Origin of the sequence: Xanthomonas sp. 3058 (assembly GCF_014199765.1) — a bacterium.
Taxonomy (GTDB): domain Bacteria; phylum Pseudomonadota; class Gammaproteobacteria; order Xanthomonadales; family Xanthomonadaceae; genus Xanthomonas; species Xanthomonas campestris_B.
This window is the reverse complement of the sequence record NZ_JACHOF010000001.1, coordinates 242311-268462: the sequence shown is the minus strand read 5'-3', so window position 1 is coordinate 268462 and position 26152 is coordinate 242311. Positions and strand designations below refer to the sequence as shown.

24 protein-coding genes and 1 other RNA gene are annotated in these 26152 nt (G+C 65.6%); 13 read left to right on the top strand and 12 right to left on the bottom strand.

What is annotated here, in order from left to right; genetic code table 11:
- The first annotated feature begins 10 nt into the window (after window positions 1-10).
- The gene (locus GGR61_RS01375) at window positions 11-514 is read left to right on the top strand and encodes a MarR family transcriptional regulator (RefSeq protein ID WP_184406003.1); all 504 of its coding nucleotides are present in this window, start codon (window positions 11-13) and stop codon (window positions 512-514) included.
- Between the two features lie 93 nt (window positions 515-607).
- Here GGR61_RS01375 and GGR61_RS01370 read toward each other — a convergent pair whose 3' ends face one another.
- Together GGR61_RS01370 and GGR61_RS01365 are read right to left on the bottom strand one after the other, a co-directional pair.
- Entirely contained in the window at window positions 608-1360 is a 753-nt protein-coding gene (locus tag GGR61_RS01370) for a hypothetical protein (RefSeq protein WP_326520603.1), read from the bottom strand.
- Window positions 1357-1860: an RNA polymerase sigma factor gene (locus GGR61_RS01365; RefSeq protein ID WP_184620217.1), complete on the bottom strand. Its 504-nt coding sequence runs from the start codon at window positions 1858-1860 to the stop codon at window positions 1357-1359. The genes GGR61_RS01370 and GGR61_RS01365 overlap by 4 nt, the downstream gene beginning before the upstream one ends.
- A gap of 119 nt (window positions 1861-1979) precedes the next feature.
- On the opposite strand from GGR61_RS01365, the gene GGR61_RS01360 reads away from it, so the two are divergent.
- Window positions 1980-3272 carry a S8 family serine peptidase gene (locus tag GGR61_RS01360; RefSeq protein WP_221237226.1) on the top strand — a complete coding sequence of 431 codons (1293 nt, stop codon included), beginning with the start codon at window positions 1980-1982 and terminating at the stop codon, window positions 3270-3272.
- Between the two features lie 103 nt (window positions 3273-3375).
- Window positions 3376-4089, top strand: a complete 714-nt coding sequence (locus tag GGR61_RS01355; protein ID WP_184620215.1) for a hypothetical protein — start codon at window positions 3376-3378, stop codon at window positions 4087-4089.
- A 198-nt stretch (window positions 4090-4287) separates the two neighbouring features.
- Here GGR61_RS01355 and GGR61_RS01350 read toward each other — a convergent pair whose 3' ends face one another.
- Window positions 4288-6462, bottom strand: a complete 2175-nt coding sequence (locus GGR61_RS01350) for a M3 family metallopeptidase (RefSeq protein ID WP_184620214.1) — start codon at window positions 6460-6462, stop codon at window positions 4288-4290.
- Between the two features lie 240 nt (window positions 6463-6702).
- On the opposite strand from GGR61_RS01350, the gene GGR61_RS01345 reads away from it, so the two are divergent.
- Window positions 6703-6779, top strand: a non-coding RNA gene (locus GGR61_RS01345) — sX9 sRNA.
- Window positions 6780-7055: 276 nt separating this feature from the next.
- Window positions 7056-7538, top strand: a complete 483-nt coding sequence (locus GGR61_RS01340; RefSeq protein WP_184620213.1) for a glutathione peroxidase — start codon at window positions 7056-7058, stop codon at window positions 7536-7538.
- A 140-nt stretch (window positions 7539-7678) separates the two neighbouring features.
- Here the strand turns inward: GGR61_RS01340 and GGR61_RS01335 are convergent, their stop codons facing one another.
- Window positions 7679-8458: a ferredoxin--NADP reductase gene (locus GGR61_RS01335; RefSeq protein WP_184620212.1), complete on the bottom strand. Its 780-nt coding sequence runs from the start codon at window positions 8456-8458 to the stop codon at window positions 7679-7681.
- 257 nt (window positions 8459-8715) lie between these two features.
- Window positions 8716-10596: an ABC transporter ATP-binding protein gene (locus tag GGR61_RS01330; protein WP_184620211.1), complete on the bottom strand. Its 1881-nt coding sequence runs from the start codon at window positions 10594-10596 to the stop codon at window positions 8716-8718.
- Window positions 10597-10861: 265 nt separating this feature from the next.
- On the opposite strand from GGR61_RS01330, the gene GGR61_RS01325 reads away from it, so the two are divergent.
- The 3 genes from GGR61_RS01325 to GGR61_RS01315 all read left to right on the top strand — a co-directional run bounded on the left by GGR61_RS01325 (window position 10862) and on the right by GGR61_RS01315 (window position 14008).
- Window positions 10862-12382, top strand: coding sequence for a fumarate hydratase (locus GGR61_RS01325; protein WP_184620210.1), 1521 nt, complete (start codon window positions 10862-10864; stop codon window positions 12380-12382).
- 166 nt (window positions 12383-12548) lie between these two features.
- Entirely contained in the window at window positions 12549-13184 is a 636-nt protein-coding gene (locus GGR61_RS01320; protein WP_184620209.1) for a glutathione S-transferase family protein, read from the top strand.
- Between the two features lie 185 nt (window positions 13185-13369).
- Window positions 13370-14008 (top strand): carbonic anhydrase, encoded by a 639-nt coding sequence (locus tag GGR61_RS01315; protein ID WP_184620526.1) that lies wholly within the window; start codon window positions 13370-13372, stop codon window positions 14006-14008.
- A gap of 227 nt (window positions 14009-14235) precedes the next feature.
- On the opposite strand, the gene GGR61_RS01310 is transcribed toward GGR61_RS01315, so the two are convergent.
- The 3 genes from GGR61_RS01310 to GGR61_RS01300 all read right to left on the bottom strand — a co-directional run bounded on the left by GGR61_RS01310 (window position 14236) and on the right by GGR61_RS01300 (window position 17544).
- Entirely contained in the window at window positions 14236-15345 is a 1110-nt protein-coding gene (locus tag GGR61_RS01310; RefSeq protein ID WP_184620208.1) for a sterol desaturase family protein, read from the bottom strand.
- Between the two features lie 392 nt (window positions 15346-15737).
- On the bottom strand, window positions 15738-16871 hold the full coding sequence (locus GGR61_RS01305) for a phospholipase A (RefSeq protein WP_184620207.1): 1134 nt from the start codon (window positions 16869-16871) through the stop codon (window positions 15738-15740).
- 187 nt (window positions 16872-17058) lie between these two features.
- Window positions 17059-17544, bottom strand: coding sequence for a DUF456 domain-containing protein (locus tag GGR61_RS01300; RefSeq protein ID WP_184620206.1), 486 nt, complete (start codon window positions 17542-17544; stop codon window positions 17059-17061).
- 227 nt (window positions 17545-17771) lie between these two features.
- Between GGR61_RS01300 and GGR61_RS01295 the strand changes: the two genes are divergently transcribed.
- Window positions 17772-17987: a cold-shock protein gene (locus tag GGR61_RS01295; protein WP_003483561.1), complete on the top strand. Its 216-nt coding sequence runs from the start codon at window positions 17772-17774 to the stop codon at window positions 17985-17987.
- Between the two features lie 228 nt (window positions 17988-18215).
- Here the strand turns inward: GGR61_RS01295 and GGR61_RS01290 are convergent, their stop codons facing one another.
- Together GGR61_RS01290 and GGR61_RS01285 are read right to left on the bottom strand one after the other, a co-directional pair.
- Entirely contained in the window at window positions 18216-18698 is a 483-nt protein-coding gene (locus tag GGR61_RS01290; RefSeq protein ID WP_184406024.1) for a glycine zipper 2TM domain-containing protein, read from the bottom strand.
- A gap of 165 nt (window positions 18699-18863) precedes the next feature.
- Window positions 18864-19292: a hypothetical protein gene (locus GGR61_RS01285; protein WP_184406026.1), complete on the bottom strand. Its 429-nt coding sequence runs from the start codon at window positions 19290-19292 to the stop codon at window positions 18864-18866.
- A gap of 63 nt (window positions 19293-19355) precedes the next feature.
- Between GGR61_RS01285 and GGR61_RS01280 the strand changes: the two genes are divergently transcribed.
- Window positions 19356-20186 (top strand): tRNA threonylcarbamoyladenosine dehydratase, encoded by an 831-nt coding sequence (locus GGR61_RS01280; protein ID WP_184406028.1) that lies wholly within the window; start codon window positions 19356-19358, stop codon window positions 20184-20186.
- A gap of 42 nt (window positions 20187-20228) precedes the next feature.
- On the opposite strand, the gene GGR61_RS01275 is transcribed toward GGR61_RS01280, so the two are convergent.
- Together GGR61_RS01275 and GGR61_RS01270 are read right to left on the bottom strand one after the other, a co-directional pair.
- Window positions 20229-20996: a TatD family hydrolase gene (locus GGR61_RS01275; RefSeq protein ID WP_184406030.1), complete on the bottom strand. Its 768-nt coding sequence runs from the start codon at window positions 20994-20996 to the stop codon at window positions 20229-20231.
- Window positions 20996-21211, bottom strand: coding sequence for a DUF6116 family protein (locus GGR61_RS01270; RefSeq protein WP_184406032.1), 216 nt, complete (start codon window positions 21209-21211; stop codon window positions 20996-20998). The genes GGR61_RS01275 and GGR61_RS01270 overlap by 1 nt, the downstream gene beginning before the upstream one ends.
- A gap of 145 nt (window positions 21212-21356) precedes the next feature.
- Between GGR61_RS01270 and GGR61_RS01265 the strand changes: the two genes are divergently transcribed.
- The 3 genes from GGR61_RS01265 (at window position 21357) to GGR61_RS01255 (ending at window position 26098) form a co-directional block, all read left to right on the top strand.
- Window positions 21357-22148 (top strand): glycine zipper 2TM domain-containing protein, encoded by a 792-nt coding sequence (locus GGR61_RS01265; RefSeq protein ID WP_184406034.1) that lies wholly within the window; start codon window positions 21357-21359, stop codon window positions 22146-22148.
- Between the two features lie 145 nt (window positions 22149-22293).
- Window positions 22294-23469: an acyl-CoA dehydrogenase family protein gene (locus GGR61_RS01260; protein ID WP_184620205.1), complete on the top strand. Its 1176-nt coding sequence runs from the start codon at window positions 22294-22296 to the stop codon at window positions 23467-23469.
- Between the two features lie 85 nt (window positions 23470-23554).
- Complete coding sequence (locus GGR61_RS01255) at window positions 23555-26098, top strand: DUF3857 domain-containing protein (RefSeq protein ID WP_184620525.1); 2544 nt, start codon at window positions 23555-23557, stop codon at window positions 26096-26098.
- Window positions 26099-26152 lie beyond the last annotated feature (54 nt).

Sequence of the window (26152 nt, the reverse complement as noted above, 5' to 3'; positions counted from 1 at the left end):
AACGGGTGATATGAGCAGCTTCGATCCAACCGCAAATCGCGTGGACCATACCTGTGTGCGGTACCCGGCATTCCCACGGGAGCCGGCCGTGCTGGTGAGGTTGATCAAACATCTCTACAAGCGACTGCACACACACGGCTGCGCACGACTCAAGCCTTACGGGATAACCCCGCCGGAATACGAAATCCTGATGATGCTCTACGGCACGCCCGAGCAGGCGATCACGCCGACCGAGGTGGCGGAGGCTGCAAGCGAAAAGCCGGCCAATATCACCCGGCTTACCGATCAGCTGTGCGAGAAGGGACTGATCGCGCGCGGCAGCAGTCCCGATGATCGTCGCAAGATCGCATTGACCCTGCTGCCGGCGGGCCTGGCCCTGATCGAAAGCCTGTTGCCCGATGCCTGCACCTTGTTGAATGCAGAGACCGCCGCGCTAAGCGAGGTCGAACAGGTGCGTCTGGAAAAGCTGCTCAAGAAGCTGCTGGAGAGCGTGGACGCCGTCGCCGAAGGATGACCACGTCCGCCGCGAATGCGGATGCCGGGCGTCCGGTTCGCGGTTGCATCCGGGTCCGCTAGCGGGCAGCGCCGTCGCCGACAACGGGAGGTGTCAGCGCCAGTGCTGCGCGCGTGCGCCGCGTTCGTCGTCCGCGTCCAGGGCCTGGCCGTCGATGCGAGCGTCGATGGCAGTCAATACCGCTGCGGGCATCGCGCTGGAGGCCATGCGCAATTCGCCCTCGTCGCCTTGCTGCGGTAGCGGCGACACCAGTTCGACGCGCCAGCGCTCGCCCTGGCGGCAGGCCAGTCCAGCGCTGCTGCGTTTCAGCGAAAAGCTGCGGCAATAGCGGCCATCGCGCGCGCGAAAACTCAAGCCGATGCGGACGTCGCCTTGCCGGTCGCTGGAGAGCTGGCGGTCCAACGCCAGGGCGAGCGCGCCGCTGGCGTCGTGTCCTTGCTCGGCCAGCGCGGCCGATGGTGCGGGCTGCGGCGGCTGGCGTTGCCAGATCCAGATGCCGACCAGCAGCGCGGCGGCGATGGATGCCGGCACGGCCCAGCGCCGGATCGGCTGCCGCGATGCGGTCCGCGCAGGTGCGCGGATGGGCGCAACGGTGGCAGTGTCGGAGGATGTCTGCGGCGTGATCGGCGGGCGCCGCCGCGCCGCTTCCAGCAGGCGCACCGGTATGGGTTCGTCGAGCACCGGTGCGAAGCCGGCACGCAGTTGCGCGTTCACGCGTTGCAGCGTGCGCACTGCGGTGGCTAGCTGCGGATCGGTTGCGAGCGCGGCCTCGATCCGCTCGACCTGCTCGGGCGTCAACGCGCCGTCCGCGTAGGCCTGCAGGGTGGCTTGGTCGATCTCGTTCACGTCTGTTCTTCCTCCAATAACGCCTGCAGCGCCTCCCTGCCGCGCGCCAGGCGGCTGGTCAGCGTGCCGATCGGGATGTCCAGGACCGCTGCGGCGTCCCGGTACGACAATCCCTCGATCAACACCAATGCGATCGGCCAACGCTGCTCGTCGGGCAACCTGGCCATGGCCGCCTGTACCGCCATCCATTGCTGCTGGCGCTCCATCGGGCTGTCGCCGACCTGCTCGCCTTCTGCGGCACCGACGAACAGCTGCCGTCTGCGCCGCTGCGCGCGGACTTCATCGAGCCACGCGTGGCGGATGATGCCGAACAGCCAATACTGCAGTGGCGTCTCCGGTCGCCACTGCTCTGCATGACGCAAGGCGCGTTCGATCGCCATCTGCAGCAGGTCGTCGGCATCGGCCGGATGGCCGGCAATGGCCCGCGCGAAGCGCCGCAATCGCGGCAGCAGCGCGCAGATGCCATCGCCGACGGTTGCCACGGGATCGCGCTCTTTCATCAGCACTACGTTCGGCAAGGTGGTTTTCTTCCGTCCACGCGGCGAGGCGTTCACGGTGCGTCGTCGATACGCGATTAGTGTGGCATGGCGTGCGGCAAGCAACCACGGCAGGGTGGGCGATGGCGAAAGTAGCGTGGACGCGTTGGCTGTGGCTCGCGGCGTTGGTGGTCGGCCCGTCGGCGTCGGCGCAGCTGGCGTTGCCCTCTGCCGGCGGGCTGGTACAAGACGTGACGCAAGCCGTACCGGCGTTGCCGGCCACGCTGGATCGCTCCTTTCAGCAGGCGCAGGGCGATCTGCAGCGTTTGCGCAGGCAACGTCTGGACGCGCTGCTGCGCGCCCGTCCGCGCGAGTTGGATCGCGATGCCGACGGCGCCATCGTGATGCGCGGCCAGATCGTGGCGCTGGCGCCTGGTCCGGCTGCCTTGCAGGCAGCGCAGACGGCCGGTTTCGTGGTCGGCGAGCAACGCGGCTTCGATGCGCTCGGCTTGCGCGTGGTGGTGTTGCACGCCCCGCCGGGTATGTCCACGCAACGGGCGATGCAGCGGCTGCGCCAGCTCGATCCGCAGGGCGAGTATGTCTACAACCATCTCTATAGCGAGTCAGCCACTCGCCTTCACGCCGCTACGCCTGCGTCTCCAGCCCCGGAAGCGACCGATGCGGCGGCGGGGTTTCGCGTGGGGCTGATCGACAGCGGGGTCGATGCCGCGCATCCAGCGCTGGCCGGCGTGGACGTGCAGCGCTGGGGATGCGACGGACGCGCGCTTGCTCAGACCCACGGCACCGCGGTCGCATCCCTGTTGGCCGGACGCGCGGTGGCGCACGGCCCCATCGCGCGCACCTTGTATGCGGCCGATCTCTATTGCGGCACCCCCACCGATGGCGCAGCGGTCGAGCTGGTTGCTGCGTTGGCCTGGATGGCGCAGCAAGACGTTGCGGTGATCAATATCAGCCTGATCGGTGCACCCAACCGGCTGCTGGAACGCGCGGTGGCGGCGCTGGTCGCGCGCGGCCATCTACTGGTGGCCGCCGTCGGTAACGATGGACCGGCGGCGGCGCCGCTGTATCCGGCGGCTTATCCAGGCGTGATCGGCGTGACGGCGCTCGACACGCGGCGACGCGTACTGCCCGAAGCCGGTCGCGGCATGCAGGTGGCCTTCGCCGCGATCGGCGAGGTCATTGCCGCCGCGCCGCAGGGGCAGTGGAAGCAGCAGCGTGGGACTTCGTTCGCCGCGCCGTTGGTGGCGCGAATCGCCGCGCAATCCCTGTCCAAGCCCGACCCGCAGGCCGCCGCAATGCTGCGTGCGCAGTTGCAGCGCCGCGCGCGCGACCTCGGCGCCAGCGGTGTGGACCCGGTCTACGGCAACGGCGTGCTGGGAGAGGATCTCCCGCTGCAACGCGCGCCGGGCGGGTGAATGCTGCCTGTCTGCGCACCCGGTGGTCGGGATGTGCGCTCGCGTCCGGTTCGTATGGGTGGGTGAGAGCCGCAGATTGCCTGTGGCAGAGCAGGAGAACGCGATGAACAGCAAGACCTTGATCCCCGGTGCAGTGGTTGTCGCGATGCTGGCACTGAGCCCTGGCTTGGCTGGCGCGCAGGTACTCGGCGGTGCGGGTGGCCTGGGTGGCACGGTGGGCGGCACGGTCGGTGGAGTCGGTGGTGCGACGCTAGGCGGCAACGCCGCCGGTGCCGGGACGCTGGATGCCGGCTCTGCGGTGGGCGGCGCGAAGAACGCAATCGATGCGCAATCGCGGCATGTGCGTAGCGCAACGCAGCGCACGGCGGTACGCGGTGCCGCCGCTGCATCGGCGACGCAGGATGCCGCCGGCCATGCGGCCATGGGCGCGCAGACCCTTGCCGATACGACCGCTGCCAACGGTGTGTCGACCGCGCGCAATACCGCACGTACGGCGCGTAACAGCGTCAACGGCGCTGCCGGTAGCGCTCAGACTGCGGCGCGTGCGACAGGCACGGCAGGCATGCAGACGGTCGGCGGGGCAGGTGCTGCCGGCAATGCCGGCACGCTGGAGACGCCTGCACTGAGTGGCGGCGGCACGGCTGACGGCAGTGCATCGCACCGTGTCGATGCCAACGTGAACCCGTCGTCGGCGCGGGTATCGGGTGGTGGCAGCGCCTCCGGGTCTGGCGCCGTGCAGGCGGGAAATGTGCAGGGCGGTACCAGCGGTTCGGCGGCGGCCGACGCCAATGCCAGTGCGTCGGGCCAGGTCCAGTAATCCAACCTGTGTCGGTGCGACGGATGTCGCGCCATTCATGGTGAGCGCAAGTCCAACGGCGCCCGGCGTGACCGGGCGCCGTTGCGTTGCAGGACGCCGCGACAATTCCTTCCCTCGCGAGCGGGGGAAGGGAGGCAATGCGGGCGGCCTTTCTTTGGCAAAAAGGTCGCGGCGCCGCCTACACCGGCAGCTTCACACTCAGCGGCGCGGGGTTTCCGCTGGTTCGCTCAGTCCGCGTTTTTCCAGCAGCGGTTCGATCTGCGGTGCATGACCAGCGAAGTTCTGGAACAGCTCCATCGCGTCCACGCTGCCGCCGCGCGAGAGCAGGGTCTTGCGGAAGCGATCGCCGTTGGCGCGACTCAACCCGCCATGCTGCTTGAACCACTGCTGGGTGTTGGCGTCGAGCACCTCGGACCAGATGTAGGCGTAATAGCCAGCCGCGTAACCGCCCATGATGTGGCTGAAATACGGGGTCTTGTAGCGCGGCGGCACCGGCGCGTAGGCAATGCCGTCCTGCTGCAAGGCCTTGGCTTCGAAGGCCATCACCCCGGCTGCGTCGGGCACCTGGTTGGCGCTGAGCTGGTGCCAGTTCTGGTCGAGCATGGCCGCACCCAGATACTCGGTGGTGGCAAAGCCCTGGTTGAACTTGGACGCCGCAATCACCTTGTCCAGCAATGCCTGCGGCATCGGCGTGCCATTCTGATAATGCTTGGCGTAGTTCTTCAGGATGGACGGCTCGTCGGCCCACATTTCGTTGACCTGCGAGGGGAACTCGACGAAGTCGCGCGGCACGCTGGTGCCGGAGAAATACGGGTATTTGACGTCCGAGAACATGCCGTGCAGCGCATGGCCGAACTCATGGAACATGGTGGTCACCTCATCCCAGGTCAGCAACGTGGGCTGGCCGGCCGGCGGCTTGGGAATATTGAGGTGATTGGCCACCACCGGCTTGAACCCGGTCAGCGCCGACTGCGACACGTAGGAGTTCATCCATGCGCCACCGCGCTTGGATTCGCGCGCGTACATGTCGGCGATGAAGATCGCCAGCTGCTTGCCGTCGGCGTCGAACACGTCGTAGACGGTGATGTCGTCGCGGTAGGTCGGCAGGTCGGTGCGCTGCTTGAAGGTCAGGCCGTATTCCTGGTTGGCCGCATAGAACACGCCGTTTTCCAGCACGTTCTTGAGCTCGAAATATGGCTTGAGTTGCGACTCGTCGAAGTTGTACTTGGCCTGGCGCACCTTCTCGCTGTAGTAGGCCCAGTCCCAGGCTTCGAGCTTGAAGGTGGGCTTGCGCGCGGCTTTCTGCTCCTTGTCGATCATCGCCTGCAGATCGGCCGCTTCGCGCTTGGCGTTGGCCACTGCGGCCGGGGCTAGTTTGCCCAGCATCGCGTTGACCGCTTCCGGGGTCTTGGCGGTCTGGTTTTCCAGCGAATACGCGGCGTAGGTCGGGAAACCGAGCAGTTTGGCCTTGTCGGCGCGCAGCTTCATGATGCGCGCCACCAATGCGGTGTTGTCGTACTGGCCGCCGTGGCTGCCACGCGACACCGAGGCGTCGTAGATCTTCTTGCGCAGGTCGCGATTCTTCAGCTGGGTCAGCGGCGGCTGGCCGGTGGTGTTGAGCAGCGCGATCACGTATTTGCCGTCGAGCTTGCGCGCCTTGGCCGCTTCGGCGGCAGCGGCGATCTGCTCGTCGGACAGGCCATCCAGCTGCTTGACGTCATCGACGACAACGGCCGCAGCATTGACCTCCGCCAGCACGTTCTGGCTGAAGGTGGTGCCCAGGTTGGCCAGCTCGGCATTCATCGCCTTGAGCGTGGTCTTGTCGGCATCGGAGAGCTTGGCGCCGTCGCGGACGAAGTCGCTGTAGTACTTCTCGACCAGGCGCACACCTTGTGCGTCCAGCCCCAGCGTGCTGCGTTGGTCGTACAAGGTCTGGATGCGTGCAAACAGCTTGCCGTTGAGCGAGATCGCATCGCGGTGCGCGGCAAACTTGGCCGAATAATCGGCCTGCAGTTTCTTGCGCGCGTCGTTGGTATCGGCACCGACCAGGTTGAAGAACACCGTGGTGGCGCGATCCAGCGTGGCGCCGCTCTTCTCCAGCGCGATGAGGGTGTTGTCGAAGCTCGGCTTGGCCTTCTGGTTGGCGATCTTTTCCACTTCCTTCAATTGCTCGGTCATGCCGGCGTCGAAGGCAGGTGCGAAATCGCTGTCGGTGATCTTGTCGAACTGTGGGTAATGCAGCGGCAGCGTGCTGTCGGCGAAGAACGGGTTGGCGTGTGCGGCAGCCTGCGTGGTGGCGGGTGCGGCGATGCTGTAGGACGGCATGGCAAGTCCCAGGGAAGCGGCCAGGGCAAAGGCGAGACGGGTGGTCAAGAGAGTTGCTCCAAAGTGCGAACCGCCGAGGCTAACCCAGCCGGCCGGGACAGGCGTGTGACAAAAGGCATGGCTGCGAGGTCATTGCGGCGCCATCAGGCGGACGCGACAAGTGCGGCTCGGTAGGGTGAGGGCGACTCACAAGACAATCGCGTTGCCGTTGGCAGGCGCAGCCGTCGCTTGGAGCGGCTAAAAAGTTGCACAGGTGACAGGCGGACGCTTCCGGTGCTCGCAATCGGCGTGTGCCACACGTCCATGCCGGTTTCGAGCGCGCCGTCCACGCGCACCTGAGGACTGCTCGCAACGTTGTGTTGGTCGCTCTTGGTGCGGCGCGTTCCAGGTCGTGCATTCGACTTGCGCCGCGCTGTCCCATGCAGCTGACGACCGCGCACGACGTTGCGGGTGCCGGCCTGGTTTCCACGCGGCCATTTTCAGTCGAGTTCGTCGTTTGTCTGCCCGACGCTGGCGGCCAGGCACGATGTCGGATATGGCGACAGCCTGCCTTGCGTTCGTGCCGAAGGCGCTTTGCGATGGCGATACAGCAACGCGGTCGGCTGCGCTACGCTGCGGTCTTTACACACGTCGAGGCTGCCATGGGGGATGTTTCCAGTTTTGAATTCACCGACCTGGAAGGTCGCACGCAGTCGATGCGCGATTACGCCGGCAAGGTGGTGCTGGTGGTCAATGTCGCGTCGAAATGCGGTTTTACGCCGCAGTACGCAGGCCTGCAGGCGCTGTGGCAACGCTATCGCGAGCGCGGGTTGGTGGTGATCGGTTTCCCGTGCGATCAGTTCGGTCATCAGGAGCCGGGCGATGCTGCGCAGATCCGCCAGTTCTGCTCGCTCGATTATTCGGTGGATTTTCCGCTGTCGGCAAAGATCGAGGTCAATGGCAGCGGCGCACATCCCCTGTGGCAATGGCTCAAGCACGAACAGCGTGGCGTGCTGGGATCGCAGGCGATCAAGTGGAACTTCACCAAGTTCCTGATCGGCCGCGACGGCACGGTGCTGGAACGGTACGCGCCGACCACCAAGCCGGACGCCCTGGCTGCGGATATCGAGCGTGCGCTCGGCTGAGTGGCAGGCGTGCATGTCTCGCTAGCGGCATGCCCTCAACGCACAAGTAAGAGCACGGGTATGCCAGACGAGGCTCCAGGAATGAAGCCTCATGGCGCGCAAGCACACGCTACGACACCAAAGGTGTCGTGCGTACCGCATCACTTCTCGACGAACGCGCGCTCGAAGACGTAATGGCCCGGCGTGCCGATGCGCGGCGAGGTCTGGAAGCCGCGCGCATCCAGCAGGGTGCGCAGGTCGGCCAGCATCTGCGGGCTGCCGCAGATCATGAAACGGTCGTTGGCCGGATCCAGGGTCGGCAGGCCCAGCGTCTGCTGCATGCGGCCATCGGCCATCAGCTCGGTCAGGCGGCCCTGGTTGGCGAAGGCTTCGCGCGTCACCGCCGGGTAGTACAGCAACTTGTCGCGCAGGAGGTCGCCGAGGAATTCGTGCTGCGGCAGCTCGCGCTCGAAGTAGTCGCGGTAGGCCAGATCCTGCACGAAGCGCACGCCCTGGGTGAGGATCACCTTGTCGAAGCGCTCGTAGGTTTCCGGGTCCTTGATGATCGACAGCCATGGCGCCAGGCCGGTGCCGGTGCCCAGCAGGTACAGGTTGCGGCCCGGGTGCAGGTCGCTGATCAACAGCGTGCCGGTGGGCTTCTTGCCGACCAGCACCTTGTCGCCCGGTTTGATGTGCTGCAGCCGCGAGGTCAGCGGGCCGTCCGGCACCTTTATGCTGAAGAACTCCAGATGCTCTTCCCAGTTGGCGCTGGCGATCGAATACGCGCGCAGCAACGGCCGGGTTTCGGTTTCCAGCCCGATCATCACGAACTGGCCGTTTTCGAAGCGGAAACCGGCATCGCGGGTCGTGGTGAAGCTGAAGTAGGCATCGGTCCAATGACGGACCTCAAGCACCGTTTCGGCGCCGAAAGCGGAAGACATACCGGTAAGTGTCGTGGGAAAGAGTCCCCGCCAATTCTACCTCAAGCCGATCAAATGAGATGAACTCTCATTTGGCTGGCCGGGAATGGGGAATCGGGAATCGGGAATCGGGAATCGGGAATCGGGAATGGGGAATGGGTGCAGTTGCCGAAGGATCCCGTACGCGCTCGGATCAGGGCGCTCAGTACCTATCAGACGTCGGGAACGCCGCTTCTAACGATTCCCGACTCCCCATTCCCGATTCCCGATTCCCCGCCTCATCGATACCCCGCCGCCTGCAGCTCGAACAGCTCCGCATAGCGCCCGCCCTGCGCCATCAATTCTGCGTGGGTGCCGTTGGCTTCGATGCGCCCATCGGCCAGCACCAGGATGCGGTCGGCCATGCGCACGCTAGAGAAACGATGCGAGATCAGCACGGCGGTGCGGTTGTCTGACAGCTCCTTGAAGCGCTGGAATACCTCGAACTCGCTGCGCGCATCCAGTGCCGCGGTGGGTTCGTCCAGGATCATCAGCTGCGCATCGCGCATGTAGGCGCGTGCGATGGCGATCTTCTGCCATTGCCCGCCGGACAGGTCGACGCTGTTCTTGAAGCGGCGCCCGATCAGCTGGTCGTAGCCATCGGGCAGGCTGTCGATGAGCTCGCTGGCCATCGCGCGCTGCGCAGCGGCCTGGATGCGTGGCGCATCATCCATCGCATCGACCTGGCCGACGCCGATGTTCTCGCCCACGCTCAGGTGATAGCGCACGAAGTCCTGAAAGATCACCCCCAGGTTGGCGCGCAGGTCGTCCAGATCGTAATCGCGCAGGTCGTGGCCATCGAGCAGGATGCGGCCCTCGTCCGGGTCGTACAGCCGTGCCAGCAGCTTGACCAGGGTGGTCTTGCCGGCGCCGTTTTCGCCGACCAGCGCCAGCACTTCGCCGGCGCGCAGTTCGAAATCCAGATGCCGCACCGTCCACTGCTCGGCATCCGGGTAGCGGAAGCCCACGTCCTCGAACACGAAGCCCTGGCGGATCGGGCGCGGCACCGGTAGCGCATTCGGGCGCGAGCGGATTTCCGGCACGATGTTGAAGAACGAATACAGATCGTCCAGATACAGCGCCTGCCCGGCGACCTGCGAAAACCCGATCAACAGGCCTTCCAGCAGCTGGCGCAGGCGCAGGAAACTGCCGGCCAGGAAGGTCAGATCGCCGATGCTGAAATCGCCGCGCACGGTGCGCCAGGCGATGTAGCCATAGGCCATGTAGTAGCCCAGGGTGCCCAGCGCAGCCAGCAGTGCGCCCCACAACGCACGCTTGCGCGCCAGTGCGCGATTGGCCTGGAAGAACTTGTCGGCCAGGCGGCGATAGCGCGCGATCAGGAAGCGGTGCAGGTTGAGGATCTTGACTTCTTTTGCGGTCTCGACGCTGGCGCCGACCTGGCGCAGGTAGTCGAGCTGGCGCCGCTCCGGCGTCCACTGGAAGTTGAGCGAATAGCCCAGCGCATTGAAATGCGCCTCGCCGATGAAGGCCGGGATCAGGGCGATCGCCAGCAGCAGGATCAACCACGGCGCATACACCACCAGGCCCACCGCCAGACTGACCACGGTGATGGCGTCCTGCACCTGGCCGAACAACTGGCTCATCAGGTTCATGCGGTTCATGGTCTGGCGCCGCGCGCGATCCAGCTTGTCCTGCCGGTCGGGATCCTCGAAATCCTCCAGATCCAGCTGCGCGGCGTGCTCCATCAGGCGCACGCTGGCGGCGTTGTTGAACAGTTCCGACAGCAGCGCATCGGCATAGCCGACCAGCCGGCCAAGCAGGTCCGAGCCGATTGCCAGCGCCAGTTCCAGTGCCAGCAATTCCAGCAACCGGTTCAAGCGGCCGCTGCCCAGTGCCTGCGCCAGCGAGTCGAAGGCCGGCGGTTGGCCGACCAGGTGGATGGCCTCGTCGATGATCAGCTTGCCGATGTACAGCGTCGCCACCGGCATCAACGCGCGCAGCACGCGCAGGCCGATGCTGCTGGCGCTCAACCAGCGGCTGGTCTGCCAGATCTGGCGCAGGAACGGCGGCAGGTTGCGCAAGGCATCCAGGCGCTCGCGCAGGGTGGGGCCGGTACGCGCGGCGGCGGGCGCAGTGGCGCCTGATCGGGAAGCTGACATGGGGTTAGTGTGCAGCGCCACGCGTGGGCATGGGGTGTTTGGAGGTGCATCGGTGCGCCCTGCGACATTTGCGCGTGGTCGCCGTGGCGCCGCTGACTGCACGCTTGCCAGGCAACGCGGTCGATGGCCTGCAGCGCGCCCGTGCCTCGTGCCGGCCCCGCGCGATCGGTTGCCCGATCAATCGCATCGATTGACGCAACGCCCGGACACGCCTGAAGTTTCGACTAAAATGTCGGGATTGCCCCCGCCAGCCGTAGAGCCAGCCGTGACCTCGATCAAGCAGGAAGACCTCATCCAGTCCGTCGCCGATGCGCTGCAGTACATCAGCTACTACCACCCGGTCGACTACATCAAGAATCTGTCGGCCGCCTACGAGCGCGAAGAGTCGCCGGCCGCCAAGGACGCGATTGCGCAGATCCTGATCAACTCGCGCATGTGCGCCGAGGGCCACCGCCCGATCTGCCAGGACACCGGCATTGTCACCGTGTTCCTCGAAATCGGCATGAACGTGCGTTGGGCCGACGCGACCATGGGCGTGGAAGACATGGTCAACGAAGGCGTGCGTCGTGCCTACAACCATCCGGACAACAAGCTGCGCGCCAGCGTGCTGGCCGACCCGGCCGGCAAGCGCCAGAACACCAAGGACAACACGCCGGCGGTGGTCAACACCAAGATCGTGCCGGGCGACCATCTTGACGTGATCGTCGCGGCCAAGGGTGGCGGTTCGGAAGCCAAGAGCAAGTTCGCCATGCTCAACCCGTCCGATTCCATCGTCGATTGGGTGCTCAAGACCGTGCCAACCATGGGCGCGGGCTGGTGCCCGCCGGGCATGCTCGGCATCGGCATCGGCGGCACCGCCGAAAAAGCCATGCTGCTGGCCAAGGAAGCGTTGATGGAGCCGATCGACATCGTCGACCTGCAGGCGCGCGGCGCCTCCAATCGCGCCGAGGAACTGCGCCTGGAGCTGTACGAAAAGGTCAACGCGCTTGGCATCGGCGCGCAAGGCCTGGGCGGCCTGACCACGGTGCTGGACATCAAGGTCAAGGACTACCCGACCCATGCCGCCAATCTGCCGGTGGCGCTGATTCCCAACTGCGCCGCCACCCGCCACGCGCATTTCACCCTGGACGGCAGCGGCCCGGTGATGCTGGACCCGCCGTCGCTGGAAGACTGGCCCAAGCTCACCTACAACCCGACCAACGCGCGCCGGGTCAACCTGGACACCATCACCCGCGAAGAAGTCGCCAGCTTCAAGCCGGGCGAAGTGGTGCTGCTCAACGGCAAGCTGCTGACCGGCCGCGATGCCGCGCACAAGCGCATGATCGACATGCTCAACAAGGGCGAAACCTTGCCGGTCGATTTCACCAACCGCTTCATCTACTACGTCGGACCGGTCGATCCGGTGCGCGATGAAGTGGTCGGCCCGGCCGGCCCGACCACCGCCACGCGCATGGACAAGTTCACCCGCCAGATGCTGGAACAGACCGGCTTGCTCGGCATGGTCGGCAAGTCCGAGCGCGGCGATGCAGCGATCGACGCGATCCGCGACAACAAGGCTGTGTATCTGATGGCGGTCGGCGGCTCGGCCTATCTGGTGTCCAAGGCGATCAAGGCCGCGCGCGTGCTGGCGTTCGAAGACTTGGGCATGGAGGCGATCTACGAATTCGAGGTCAAGGACATGCCGGTCACCGTGGCGGTGGATTCCACTGGCGAGTCGGTGCACAAGACCGGCCCGCGTGAATGGCAGTCGCGCATCGGCAAGATTCCGGTGGTGGTGGAAGCCTGATCCAACGCCATGTCGTCGCGAGAAAGCCGGTGCATCCTCCGGCTTTCTTTTTGTCGATGTGGCGTGCATTCCCGCCAGCCGTCTACGTGCCGAACATGGATGCAACGCTGCCGTTGTCGCGCTGGAAGACCGCTGCCCCCCGGCACTCATTCGCACAGGACGTCCCATGTCGAACACGCTCTACCACACCCCCAGCACCGCAGCATTTGTCGTGCATTGGCTGCTGATCGAACTCGATATGCCGCACGTCCTGCACGCATTGGACTTCGAGCGCGCCGAGCAGAAATCGGCCGACTATCTGGCCCTCAATCCGGCCGGCGTGGTGCCGACGCTGGTGCTCGACGGACAGGTGCTGACCGAGGCGGCCGCGATCGTGTTGCACCTGGCCGACCTGCATCCGCAGGCCGGGCTGGCACCACCGCTCGGCACGCCCGAGCGCGCCGCGTACTACAAGTGGATGTTCTTCTGCGCCAACACGCTGCAGCCGGCCTATCGCGCCTGGTTCTACCCGGGCGAGCCGGCGGGTGCCGAGCATGCCGATGCCGCGCAGGCGCAGGCACGCCACAAACTCGAAGCGGCCTGGAGCCAGGTCGATGCCCACCTGCAGGCCACTGGCCCGTACCTGCTGGGCCAGACCCTGTCGGCGGCCGACTTCATGCTCACCATGCTGATGCGCTGGTCGCGCAACATGCCGCGTCCGACCGATACCTGGCCGGCGCTGCAGGCGCATGCGCAGCGCATGAAGGCCCGGCCGGCGTTCCAGGAAACCTACCGCCGCGAAGGGCTGACGGACTGGACCTGAATTGTCCAGTGAGCGTGCGAGCAATGTTGAATCACTGCGCCGTGTAGCGATTTTCCGCGCCCGCTGCGGTGTACGATCGGCACACACTCAGAGCTCAGGGGGGCTCGTCCATGTCGCATTCCGCATCTCGTCGAAAACTGCTGCAATGCGCCTGCTGCGCGCCGATCGCGGCCGCTGCCACGTCCCTGCCGTTGGCGGTACGCGCGGCACCGTCGAAGAAAACCGATTTGAATGCCGGCCAGGCATTGCAGGTTCTGCGTGACGGCAATGCCGCGTCCGTCGAAAACCGCCCGAAGAAGGTGATTTCCGACAGCAGGCGCCGGTTGGAACTGGCGCTGGGTCAGACCCCGTTCGTGATCCTGGTGTCGTGCTCGGATTCGCGCGTGCCGCCGGAACTGCTGTTCGGTCGCGGCCTGGGTGAAATGTTCATCGTTCGCAATGCCGGCAACACCGTCGATACCACTGCGCTGGGGTCGATCGAATATGCGGTGAGTCAGCTCGGTGTTCCGCTGGTGGTGGTGATGGGCCACGAGAGTTGCGGCGCCGTGGCTGCAGCGGTATCGGTGGTGGAAAAGAACGCGTTTTACCCTGGCGCGATCGGCGCGATGATCGAGCCCATCGTGCCGGCGGTGCTGACCGCCAAGAGCCAGGGGGGCGAGGATCTGCTGGCCGCCTCGGTCAAGGCCAACGTCAAGCGCACCGTCGATCGTCTGCGTGCTGCCTCCGAACCTGCGCTGCTCGAACCGCTGCGCGCCGGCAATGTGCGCGTGGTCGGCGCGTATTACACGCTGAAAGACGGCAAAGTGGATTTCTTCGACGTCTGATTGGCGGATCGTTCGCCTCGGCGATGGCGCCGGCCAGTGCCTGCGCCATCGGCAAGATGCACATCGACGCCTTTGCCATGCGTCCATCTGCTGCGACGTGTTTCTAAACGCCGGTTAGTCCGTGGTTACTGCATGGTTGGTGCGCGTACGGATAAGGCGGCGCGCTCGCTGCGCGCCAGTCGGCAGATCATGCTGCGTGCAATCGCTTCATCGCCACTGCGACGGAGTCAATCGACATAATCGTCGAAGGTCTTGCGCCGACGGAATGGCATCAGATGCTGGCGCATCAACCCCTTGGGCACCGTTTCCAGTTTCATCACGCCGTACTCCTGCGGCCAGGCGTCGCGATCCGGCGGCAGCTTGAACGTACCCATCAGCATGTCCACCAACGGAAGATGGATGGCGTAATTGACGTCGATATAGTCCTGCTGGCGCGCATGGTGCCAATGGTGATAACGCGGCAACACCAGGACATATTCCAGCCAGCCGAAACGCAGGCCGAGATTGGAATGCGCAAGCACTGCCTGCAGGCCGACCAGAATCACGTAGGCGTTGACTGCCGGTGTCGAGAAGCCAAGGATCAGCAGCGGCAACAACACCGCGCTACGGGTCAACACGATTTCCACGAAATGGATGCGCGACCCCGCCAGCCAATCCATTTCGCGGCTGGAATGGTGCACCGCGTGGAAGCGCCAGAGCCAGGGAATGTTGTGGTATGCCCGGTGCAGCGATGCCTGCGCCATGTCGGCGACGAACACGGCGATCAGGAACTGTGCCCACACCGGCATGGATTGGATTGCCGCTTTCAGCGATGGAAATGCGGCCAGTCCGGCGATGCTTCCGGTGGAGGCGGTGACCAGGATGAGGATGAACTGCACCAGCACATGGCTCATAAAAAAATAGCCGATATCGGTGCGCCAGCCCGGGCGCAACGGCGAAATGCGGCGCTTGCCCAGATAGCGTTCCAGCGGCACGAAGACCAGTGCCGAGAAAAACAGCGAGATGACAAACCAGTCCAGGCCGAGCGAGTAGGGCGTGCGGCCGATCGTATCCAACTGCACGTTGGTGCCGCCAAACAGGACCGCCAGCGTTGCGCTGCCCACGCCGACCAGGGCGATGCGCTTGTTGCGGTCGCGCAGGATGGCAAAGGTGCCCAGCAAAAACGCAGCGACCAATCCCACCAGAAGAAGGTGACGGGCGAATTGCTCGTTGTAGGCTGCGCGGAATTCGCGGCTGGTCAACAGGTCGGGGAAGTGGAAGCACACCACGCCCATGAGACTGAGCACGCCGAGCAGCGCGGAAGCGTAGGCGAAGAAGGAGCGATGCGGGCGGGCCATTGGACGTCCTGTCGGCGGGGATGGCCTGTTCGGCCGTGTACGGGAGGTGATGCCGTCATGCTCCCAGTCCGCGGGCCCGGCCGCAAGCGTTTTGCAACGAAACCGCCTGCGCCGGCTAACGCGGCCAGCAGACCACCGGCCAACGCGACGGCGCCACCCGCGCGACTGCCAGGCGTGTCATCGACGGCCTGGCGGGTGGCGCGGGTGGCGACTTGCATGGCGAGTACGAGTCAGGCCGATGTCGCCGCTGCGTTGAATCGCAATTGGCATGGTGCATGCCACAGCGGATTTCGGTCGCGCATGCAGGCGGGCAGCGCAATAGCCGGCGCAGCCCTTTCAGAGGCGGCGGTGGCAACTGGCCAGCAAGCCGTCGGCCAGTGCACGACAAGCGCTTAGAACCACTCCAGCAACGAGACGCCCAGGCCGATATAGGTGGCCTTGTGGTTGTAGTCGATCAGGCTTTCGCCGTAGCCGTCGAACACCTGCACATGGCCGCGCAGCAGGTTGGTGATCGGGAAGCCGTAATCCAGCTGCAGCGAGCCGTGCGAGCGGTCGCCGCCGCGCAGCGAATGCCGCGCGATCAACGCCCACTCGTGGCCGTCCTTGTTGTAGACCAGGGTGGCGTCGCCGCGGCCCATGTAATCTTCGATATCGGGATTATTGTCGTCGACGCGGTCTTCCTTGATGCGGAACCACGGACGCAGCGTCAACGCCCAGTTCTCGCGATCCAGCCCGACATTGAGGATGACCCGGTTCCAGGACCGCGATAACGGATCTTCGCGGCCGTTGGACATGTGATTGATGCTGATGCCGCTCATGCGGCCCTTCCAGCCGAACAGGCTGTAGTTGTTGCGGAACACCAGCATCGCTTCCGGCTCGTAATTGGTCTCGCGGAACGGGCGCGAGGCATCGGCGTTGTAGGCCTGCCAGCGCGAACTCTGGGTGTAGCCCATCCAGATGTCGCCGTTGTCGCCGAACACATCCTCGACCACCTTGGTCTTGAAGCTGAGCTGGAACTTGAGCTCGGTGCTGTCCAGTTGTTGCGGCGTGGACACCGAGTTGGCCGGGTTCGGCGACTGCGGGGTGCGGTTGGAGTTGCTGGTCCAGAACGCCGGCAACAGATATACCGGCTTGTAGCCGCGCAGCTGGAACGTGCCCAGCTTGGAATCCTTGGCCAGCTCCCAGCGGCGATCCAGCAGCGAGCCACGGCCGGCGTTGGCGACCGCCTCGGCCTTGGGTTGGTCCTGACCATCGGCGCGGAAGAAATCGCCGACGCGGCTGCTCGTGCGCTTGTCCTGCGGCTGGGCGTCCTTCTGCTTGGCCATCTGCGCGGCGGCGTCGGCCTCGGCAGTCAGTTGCGGCGTATGGCCCAGTGCCTGGTCGTAGCAGGCAAGGCGCGCGGCATCGGAGGTGACCGAGGTGCAGGCTTGCGGCGATGCCGGGGTCGGTGCGATTTCCTGCGCATGCGCCAGCGGTGCGGCCGCCAGTGCAATCAACATCAAGGGGCGGGTACGGTGTCTGGACATGGGCAGTGTGGTCGATGGTGAAAGCGCCAGGCCGGCGCAGAGATGCGAAGCTTAACGGCCGCGTCTGCATGCGCAATGTGTACACGCCGGCATAACATCCGATCGGGGGGGGGCCCCCAGCTGGACTGGTTGGCGAGCGTGTGCCGCCGCACCGATAGCGCGGCGCGATCCGGCCGCGGTCAGGGCGCTAGAAAAACCAGGCGATCGCAAACACGCCGAGCATGCACAGGCCCAGCGCCAGCTTGGTCGCGGTGCCGAGCATGATGCCCAGCCAGGTACCGATGCCGACCTTGGTCGCCTGGCCGGTTTTACGGGTCTGGTAGTACTCGCCGATCCATGCGCCGGCAAACGGGCCGACAAACAGGCCGATGGGCATAAAGAAGATGCCGACGATGGCGCCGATCACCGACCCCCACAACGCCAGCTTGCTGGCACCCACGCGCTGCGCCCCGTACAGGGTTGCCAGAAAATCGACCACGAACGACAGCGCGGTGATCAGGCCCAGGACCACCAGCGGAATCCCGCCGACATGGTTGAAGCCATCGGCCCACGCGGCCACCAGCAAGCCCGCCAATACCAAGGGCAAGCCGGGCAAGGCCGGCAGCACGACGCCGGCCAGGCCAACCAGCACCAGCGCACCAGCCAGGACGTAATAGACAACGGTTGTATCCATGATGGTTCAGAAGTGTCCTGTTTCGGCCTTGACAAAATTCGAAAAGGCTGCTTGAAAATTGGTTTTTTGCGGGTTAAGTTGCTGCCGCTGCTGTTTGCAAAGGTCACCGCGAATCGTGGCCTGATGCGGTAGATCGCTCGATCCGCTACATCCTTGTACCTCGCTTCCTCCTTGCAATCACAGCGACCGCCGCCAGTCCATCACAGTGTCGTAGGGAGTCAGTCGAGATGTCCAACATCGAGCGCGAGAATGGTGTCGTGAAGTGGTTCAACGATGCCAAGGGGTTTGGATTCATCAGTCGCGAAAACGGGGAGGACGTGTTCGTCCATTTCCGCGCGATCCAGATCCAGGGATTCAAAAGTCTCAAGGAAGGTCAGAAGGTCAGCTTCACCGTCGTGCAAGGCCAGAAAGGCCTGCAGGCCGATGCAGTCCAGGTGGTCTGAGCCGCGCAAACGCGGTATTGCGCCAGGCAGGCAGCAGAAAGGCCCGTTTCCGGGCCTTTCTGCTGTTTCACGCGACGAGCCGCATTGCCGACGGCATGTGGCCGGAGACTGCGGGCAGGTCAGACAGCACGGAAAACCGCACTGCACGACATGTGCATGCCAATCCCGGCACCGACAGCGCCTGCCTGGTGGCGAGCGATGTCGGTGCTGCTGCCTTGCGTGATTGGATCAGCGCAGCACGACCTTGCCATTGACCACGCGCACGTAGGCGTTTTCGCGCACGCCGGCCAGGTCGCGCTGGTTCACCACGATGACGCGGCCATCATCCATGCGCACCTGCACATCGAAGCTGTCGCTGGTGACGTTGTTCTGGATCGCGTTGCCTGCCAGCGCGCCGGCGGCCGCACCGGCCACCGCCGAGACGTTCTTGTTGCCCTTGCTGCCGCCGGTTTCCTTGGAAATCTGGCGGCCGGCGACTGCGCCAACGATGCCGCCGAGCACCGCGCCGGTGCCGGTGGGCGCGCTACGGGTCGGGCCCACTTCATCGATGCGGGTGACGATGCCGCAATCCACGCAGCGTGGTGCCTGTTGCGGGCTGCCCTGGTCGTATCCACGGTCGCCGCGATAGCTGCCGTATTGGGGCTGCGAGGTGGCGCAGCCGACCAGGGTGACGGTGGCAGCCAGGCCGATGACGAGCAGTCGGGTTTTCATGGAGTCTCTCCGGGTGTTCAAAAAAGCGGTCGGGGCCGCGGCGACGTCATCCTGTAACGCGCTGGGTGAACGGCCTGCCAACTGGATCACTCCAGGCTTAACGAAAACCGCACGACATATTTACCGAGGTCATCTGCTGCCGTTCGCGCGCAGTGGGGCGAGCGGTCAACGAAATTCGCGATGACAGGCCTCACAGGCCTCGGAAATGCGGTTTTTTTCGCCTGCGGTCGCTGCGCAATCCGTCAGCGGCGTCTGCTGGGCCTGTTCCAGCACTGCGCGCAGCGCCTGGGCATGGGCGATGAAGCGGCGGTCCTCACCAATATTAGGAAAGGCCGGTTCCAATTCGTCGGCCAACAGGCGCAGCGACTGCAGTCGCGCCCGCTGCGTGGGCGGTTTGCAGGCGCTGCTGGTTGCCGGCTGCAGCGCGCGCAGCTGGTAGGCCATCACCTGCATCAGGCTATCGGGCACCGGGTCGCGTCTGGCCTGCAGCACGCGCGCCACCATGACGGTGGTCACCAGCCCGATCAACAGACCCAGCACCAGCATGAAGGCGTAGCGGGTCGCACGTGATTGCCTGGGAGGCGTGGCTGGCATGGATGCTGGTTCCGGAATGATGCGTCTTGGTGAACGCGCGGGTGGCGCGCGTAAAATAGGCCGATGAAAGCACAATGGCGTGAACGTTTTGCCGGGATCGACCGGCTGTATGGAGTCGGCACGGTGGAGCGGCTGTCGGTCTGCCGCGTGGCGGTGGTCGGGATGGGCGGTGTGGGCTCGTGGGTGGTCGAGGCGCTGGCGCGGACCGGCGTCGGGCATCTCCGCCTGATCGATGCCGACGACCTGTGCGTGTCCAACACCAATCGGCAATTGCCGGCGCTGGCGGGGCAGTACGGACGCAACAAGGCGCGCGCGATGGCCGAGCGCTGTGTGGCGATCAATCCGGAAATCGACGCCGACGCGGTGGAGTCGTTTCTCACTGCCGGCAATATCGAAAGCCTGCTCGGCGACGACTTCGACCTGGTCATCGATGCATGCGACAGTTTCCGGGTGAAAGTGGAAACCATCGCATGGTGCCGTCGGCGCAAGTTGCCGTTGTTGACCGTCGGCGCTGCCGGTGGCCGGACCGATCCCACCCTGGTGCGGGTGCGCGATGTTTCGCGCACCGAGCATGATGCGATGCTGGCGCTGATCCGCAAGAAGCTGCGCAGCGAGTTCAACTTCCCCAAGAATCCGCAGCGCTACTTCGGCGTGCCGGCGGTGTATTCGCTGGAGAACGTCAAATATCCGCAGGCCGACGGCAGTGTCTGCGGCATTCGCCCGCAACTGGATGCCGATGCCACGCTCAAGCTGGACTGCGGGGCAGGGCTGGGCGCTGCCACGCACATCACCGGCACGTTTGCGTTTGTCGCGGTGGGCAAGGCGCTGGAGATGCTGCTCAAGCCCAAGGCCGCCGTCGCCGGGCCGGCGGCCGAGGTTGCTGCGGCGTCGTAAGTCCTGTGCGTGACGTTGCCTGGTGCGACGCCGCGTAGTGAATCAGGCCGCCAGGCCAAATAACCGCTCCGCGTTGGCGCTGGTCTGCGCGGCGATGTCGGCAGCGGCCTGGTTGCGGAGGTGCGCGATGCAGTCCAGCACGGTGGTCAGGCGCACCGGCTCGTTGCGTTGCCCGCGAATGGCCGCGTCGGGTTGATCGGGCGCATCCGTTTCCAGCAACAGGTGTTGCAGCGGCATCGTCGCCACCAGTCCGCGCAGACGATTGGCGCGCGGGTAGGTCACCGGGCCGCCGAGGCCGATCAGAAAGTCCAGTTTCCACAATTGCTGCGCCTGTTCGGGACTGCCGGCAAAGCTGTGCACCACTCCGCGCAGGCCGCCGACTGCCTTGATGCGGGCGATCACTTCTTCGGTGGCGCGGCGCGCGTGCACGATCAGCGGCAGGTCGAAATGCTTGGCCAACTGCAACTGGCCATCGAAATAGTCGCGCTGCGCGCGCGCATCCAGCCCGTCCAGATAGAAGTCCAGTCCGCATTCGCCGATGGCGCAGGGGCGCTCGCGCTCGATCCACTCGGCCAGCAGGTCCAGGTGCGCGGGGCGGTGTTGATCGAGAAAGATCGGGTGCAGCCCGTAGGCCGGATGCAGGCCCGGCGCCTGCCTGCACACCTCGCGCAGGCCAGGCCAGCTCGCGGCAGTGATCGCCGGAACCACCTGCCGGGTAATGCCGGCCGCCTGCGCGCGTGCGATCACCGCAGCGCGGTCGTGGTCGAACTCGCCGGCATCCAGATGGCAGTGGCTGTCGATCAGTTGCATCAATCGCGGCGAACCGGTGCGGGCAGCGGCGCCTTGCGCGTCTTCCAATTGGCCAGCAACAGCGTGGTCAGGCCGAACAGCAATTCGTCCAGGAACGGAATCGGGTCCGGGATCACCAGATCCACCAGAAACAGCGCTGCGGCCAGCTTGAAAAGCGTCGGATAGCGCAGCTTGCCGGCCCACTCCAGGGCGCGCGAGGTAAGAGGATTTCGCATGCGAATGCTCCGGCTGTTAGAGATCCATGAAGTAACCGCTAGCTGAACTTAACCGCCGCGTTCATGAGCGAGGGCGTTTTTGTTCAGGGTTCCCGTGCTGGAATCAGCGCCGTCAACAACGCGGCGCGTCCGCAGGGAGCTGGTCATGAAGAGCAACACGACAACTATACTGGTCGCCGCCGGTGCCTTGCTGGTCGGAGGCGTGGCCACTGCCGCTTTCATGAACAACCGTCCATCGTCCGGTGATTTCGTGGCCAATGGCGAGCCCGCACCGCGTGGTCTGGAATACGCCGATGTGGTCAAGGTGGCGCCGATCAGCCAGCGCGAACCGCAGTACGCGCAGGTCGTCAACAGCGCTGCCATTCGTGAAACCACCACCAGTTCCTCGCCGCGCGAGGTCTGCCGCGACGTGGTGGTGCAAGAGCGCCTTCCCGAGCGTGACGGCAACGTCGGCGGCACCGTGGCCGGCGCTGTGATTGGCGGCCTGATCGGTAACCAGGTCGGCGGCGGCAATGGCCGCAAGCTGGCGACCGCGGCCGGCGCCGTGGGTGGCGGCCTGATCGGTAACCGTGTGGACCGCAACCATGTCGGCGGTCGCGTGGTCGATCGCACCGAGCGCCAGTGCCATACCGAAAACGCCAACTCGCAGTCCTCACGTGTGGTCGGCTACGACGTGACCTACCGCAATGCCGATGGCACCACCGGCACCATGCGCATGGACAGCAAGCCGGGCGAGCGCATCTCGCTGGGCGATGCCGATAACGTGGTGGCTTACGACGTGACCTATCGCTACGACGGCTTCGAGAAGACCGTGCGCATGAATGACAAGCCGGCCAGCGATCGCCTGCCGGTGGTCGATGGTCAGCTGGTGACGCAGACCGCTTCCACCGCCGGTGACCGGGGTGTTCGCGTGGAGACGGGCAGCACGCGGCAGTAAAACGCTGGCGGCCGTCCTTCACAGGATCGCTGCGATAGCAGAAAAGAGCCGGCATTGCCGGCTCTTTTCGTTGGTGGGTCCGGCGCGCGGCGATGCGGCGCCATGGTGGGCCGGCAACTGACGGATAATCGCCGCTTCTCCTGGAGTGGAAGCCGACATGCCGCTGCGTCCCGATGATCTGTTCGATGTCCGCGCGCTGCTCACCGACGAGGAACGGGCGGTGCAGGACGCCGTGGCGCGCTTCACCGACACGCGGGTGCTGCCGGCGATCGGCGATGCCTTCGATGCGGGGCGCTTCCCGCGCGAGTGGGTGCCGGAACTGGCGGAGCTGGGGCTGCTGGGCGCCAGCCTGCCGGTCCGCGATGGCGGTGCGGGATTGGGAGCGGTCGCCTACGGGCTGATCTGCCAGGAGCTGGAGCGCGGCGACAGTGGCCTGCGCAGTTTCGTCAGCGTGCAGTCCTCGTTGTGCATGTATCCCATCCATGCCTACGGCAGCGACGAACAGCGTCAACGCTGGTTGCCGGAGATGGCCGCCGGCCGGTTGATCGGCTGCTTCGGCCTGAGCGAGGCGCAAGGCGGCTCGGATCCGGCGGCGATGACCACGCGCGCCGTGCGCGAGGGCGATGGCTGGCGCTTGAACGGCGCCAAGATGTGGATCACCAACGGCAGCATTGCCGGCATTGCGATCATCTGGGCGCATACCGACGACGGGGTGTGCGGTTTTCTGGTGGACACGGGTAGCGCCGGTTTCAGTGCGCAGGACATTGCGCACAAGATGAGCCTGCGCGCCTCGGTGACGTCCGGCCTGTTCCTGGACAACGTGTACGTGCCGGAGCAGATGCGGCTGCCGAACGCGGCCGGCTTGAAGGCGCCGCTGGGCTGCCTCAACCAGGCACGCTACGGCATCGCGTGGGGCGCGATCGGTGCGGCGGTGGCCTGCCTGCGTGAAGCGCTGGCCTATAGCGGGCAGCGCATGCTGTTCGGCCGGCCGCTGGCGGCCACGCAAAGCGCCCAGATCAAACTGGCCGATATGGCGCGGCGGATTTCCACCGCGCAACTGCTCGCGCTGCAACTCGGGCGCTTGAAGGATGCCGGCACGCTGCGGCCGGAACAGATTTCGCTGGCAAAGTGGAATAATTGCCGCATGGCGCTGGACGTGGCGCGCGAGTGCCGCGATCTGCTGGGCGCAGCCGGCATCACCACCGAGCATGTGGCGATCCGGCACGCGCTGAACCTGGAGTCGGTGATCACCTACGAGGGCACCGAGACCGTGCACCAGTTGGTCGTGGGACGTGCACTGACCGGACTCAATGCATTCTAACGAGGAGTGGGTGTTGATCAGCAAGGATGTGACGCGACGCCTGCGGGGCGTCTTCCGGGCGATATGCGTGCTGGTTGGCACCGCCCTGGTGATTGCGCCGGCGCAGGCCGACGAAGCGCCGAGCATGGCGCCGGCGCCGGCCTGGGTGATCGCCGATGCGGTGCCGGGCAACGTGCCGGGCGCCAGCGGACTGCGCTATGAGCTGGTGTCCGATCAGGTCGATCTGACCGGCCGCGCGCCGCAGGCGTATCGCCGCCTCAGCTACACCGTGCAGCGCGCAAAAAGCCTGGACGAAGCCGGGCAGATTTCCATCGATTACCAGCCGCAGTACCAGCGCCTCGAACTCAACAGCCTGGACGTCTGGCGCGATGGCAAGCGCATCGACATGCGCAAACAGGCGCACTACGCCAAGTTGCGCCGCGAAAGCGGGCTGGAAGATGGCCTGATCGATGGCGCGCTGACGCTGTCGATCACCTTGCCGGATCTGCGCGTGGGCGACCGGGTCGACTATGGCGTGACCATCACCGGCAGCAATCCGGTGTTCGGCAAGGGCTATTACGACGTGTTCGATGCGCGCTATGGCGTACCGCTGGGCGAGCGCCGGGTGCGCGTGCGTCACCCAGCCGCCATGGGGCTGCAGTGGCGGGTGAGCGCGCCGGGCTTCAGCCGCAACGTCAGCCGTGTCGGTGATGTGGCGACGTTGGACATCGCAGCGCACAACCTCGCCGCCGTGCAGGAAGAAAAGGGCGCGCCGCCCGATGTCGATCCGTATGGCTTGATCGAAGTCTCCACTGCCGGCAACTGGGAAACGGTGGCGGCGTGGGCAGCGCAGCTGTATCCACGCGGGTTCAAGGACGCGCGCATTGCCGAGCGCATGGTGCAGAGCCTGCAACTGCGCAGCGACGACCCGCAGGGCGCATTGCTGCGTGCTGTGGCGTTCGTGCAGGGCGAGATCCGCTACGTCGGCCTGGACATGGGCGAGAACTCGCATGCGCCGCATACGCCGGAAGTGACGCTGCGCAACCGCTACGGCGACTGCAAGGACAAGGCGACGCTGTTGATCGCGCTGCTGCAGCTGGCCGGCATCCGTGCCGAGCCGGTGTTGGTCAGCAGCGATAGTGGGCACGGGCTGGAGAATCGCTTGCCCAGCCCGTACGCGTTCGATCATGTGGTGGTGCGCGCGCATCTGCCACAGGGCGAGGTGTGGGTGGATGCCACCCGCGACCGCGAAGACGGCCCGCTTGCGCAACGCCGGCCGCTGCCATTCGTGCGCGGACTGCCGGTGCTGGCCGGGCAGACCGAGCTGGTGGCAGTGCCATCGCCGATGCCGACGCTGCCGCAGATCGAAGTGAACGAGGACGTGGTGATCGCGTTGCGTCAACCGCAGCGGCTGGCCACCTTCAGCGTGGACACGGCCTATCGCCAGGGACGCGGCGAACGCGTGGCGGCCAGTTTCGAGAACGATGGTGCGCAGGCGGTGGGCGAGCGCTATCTGGAGTTCATGCAGCAGTACTACTCCGCGCTGACCCAGGTCGCCGTGCCCACCATCGACGATGCCAATGCGCTGGATGTGCGGACGCACGAGGCCTACCGGTTGGAGTGGCCGGCGCGGGAGGGCGACGAGATCGGCTTCCCGCTGTTCCAGCTCGGCGACTGGATGGACGCCTTGCCCAAGGAAGCGCGCAAGGGGCCATTGGCATTGCGCGGCCCGCAGCTGGCGCGTCAGACCGTGCGTGTGCAGACCGATCCGGTGATCCGGGTGGACGCGGACACGCAAACGGTGGTCAATCCGTGGTTCCGGTTCTCGCGCACGATCTCCATGCAGGACGGGCGCGTCGTCATCGTGGGCGAGTGGCAACGGTTCGCCGACCGCATTCCGGCCAGTGACGTGAAGCGTGCGGCGGCCGACATGGAGCGCGCACGCGACCTGCTGTACTTCACGCACGACTTCAAGCCGCAGCGCCGCAACGCGCCAGCCAACTGGCGTGCGCTGGGCTATCCGGTTGCCGGGCTGGCTGCGTTGATCGTCTTGGTGCTGGCGTGTCTGCTCTGGTGGCGCGGCGGTGGGTTGGGCGGGATGCTGTTCGATCCGCACGGCGTGGCGCAGCGCATGCACCAGCAGGCCGGTCTACGCTGGAGCGCGTGGGCAGTGTTCGGCCTGATCGTGGTGCTGTCGTCGTGGATGGGCGTGCATCCGGGGCCGCTGTGGCTGCTGGCCATTGCGGCGGTGGTGATGCTGGCGATCGCGCTGTGCGGTTGCGCGCTGCTGCAGCAGCTGTTGCGCTGGATGGGCAGCGCGACGCGGTTCGGCCAGCTGTTGCCGGCGCTGCTGGGCAGCGCCTTGCCGTGGCTGGTCTGCCTGCTGGCGGGGCTGGTTGCAGTGGGCGGCGATCTGGCCGTACTGCAGACCGGCGTGCGCGATCCTGTACGCGTGGCAAAGCTGGTCATGTACGTACTGCTGATGCTGCTGGGTGGGCTGTGGTGGTCGGTGTGTGCGGTGCAGGCGGTGGCTGGCGTGGCCGCTTGCAGGCGAGCCTATGCGTTTGGCGCGCTGGCATTGACGGTGTCGGGGCTGTGCGTGTTGATCGTCGTGCTGGGCGTGCCGGTGGGCGTGCTGGTGACACGCTGATGCAACGCGCTGCATGGCCCGGGCTCGCAGGGCAGTGCAGCGCACGCGACCGCA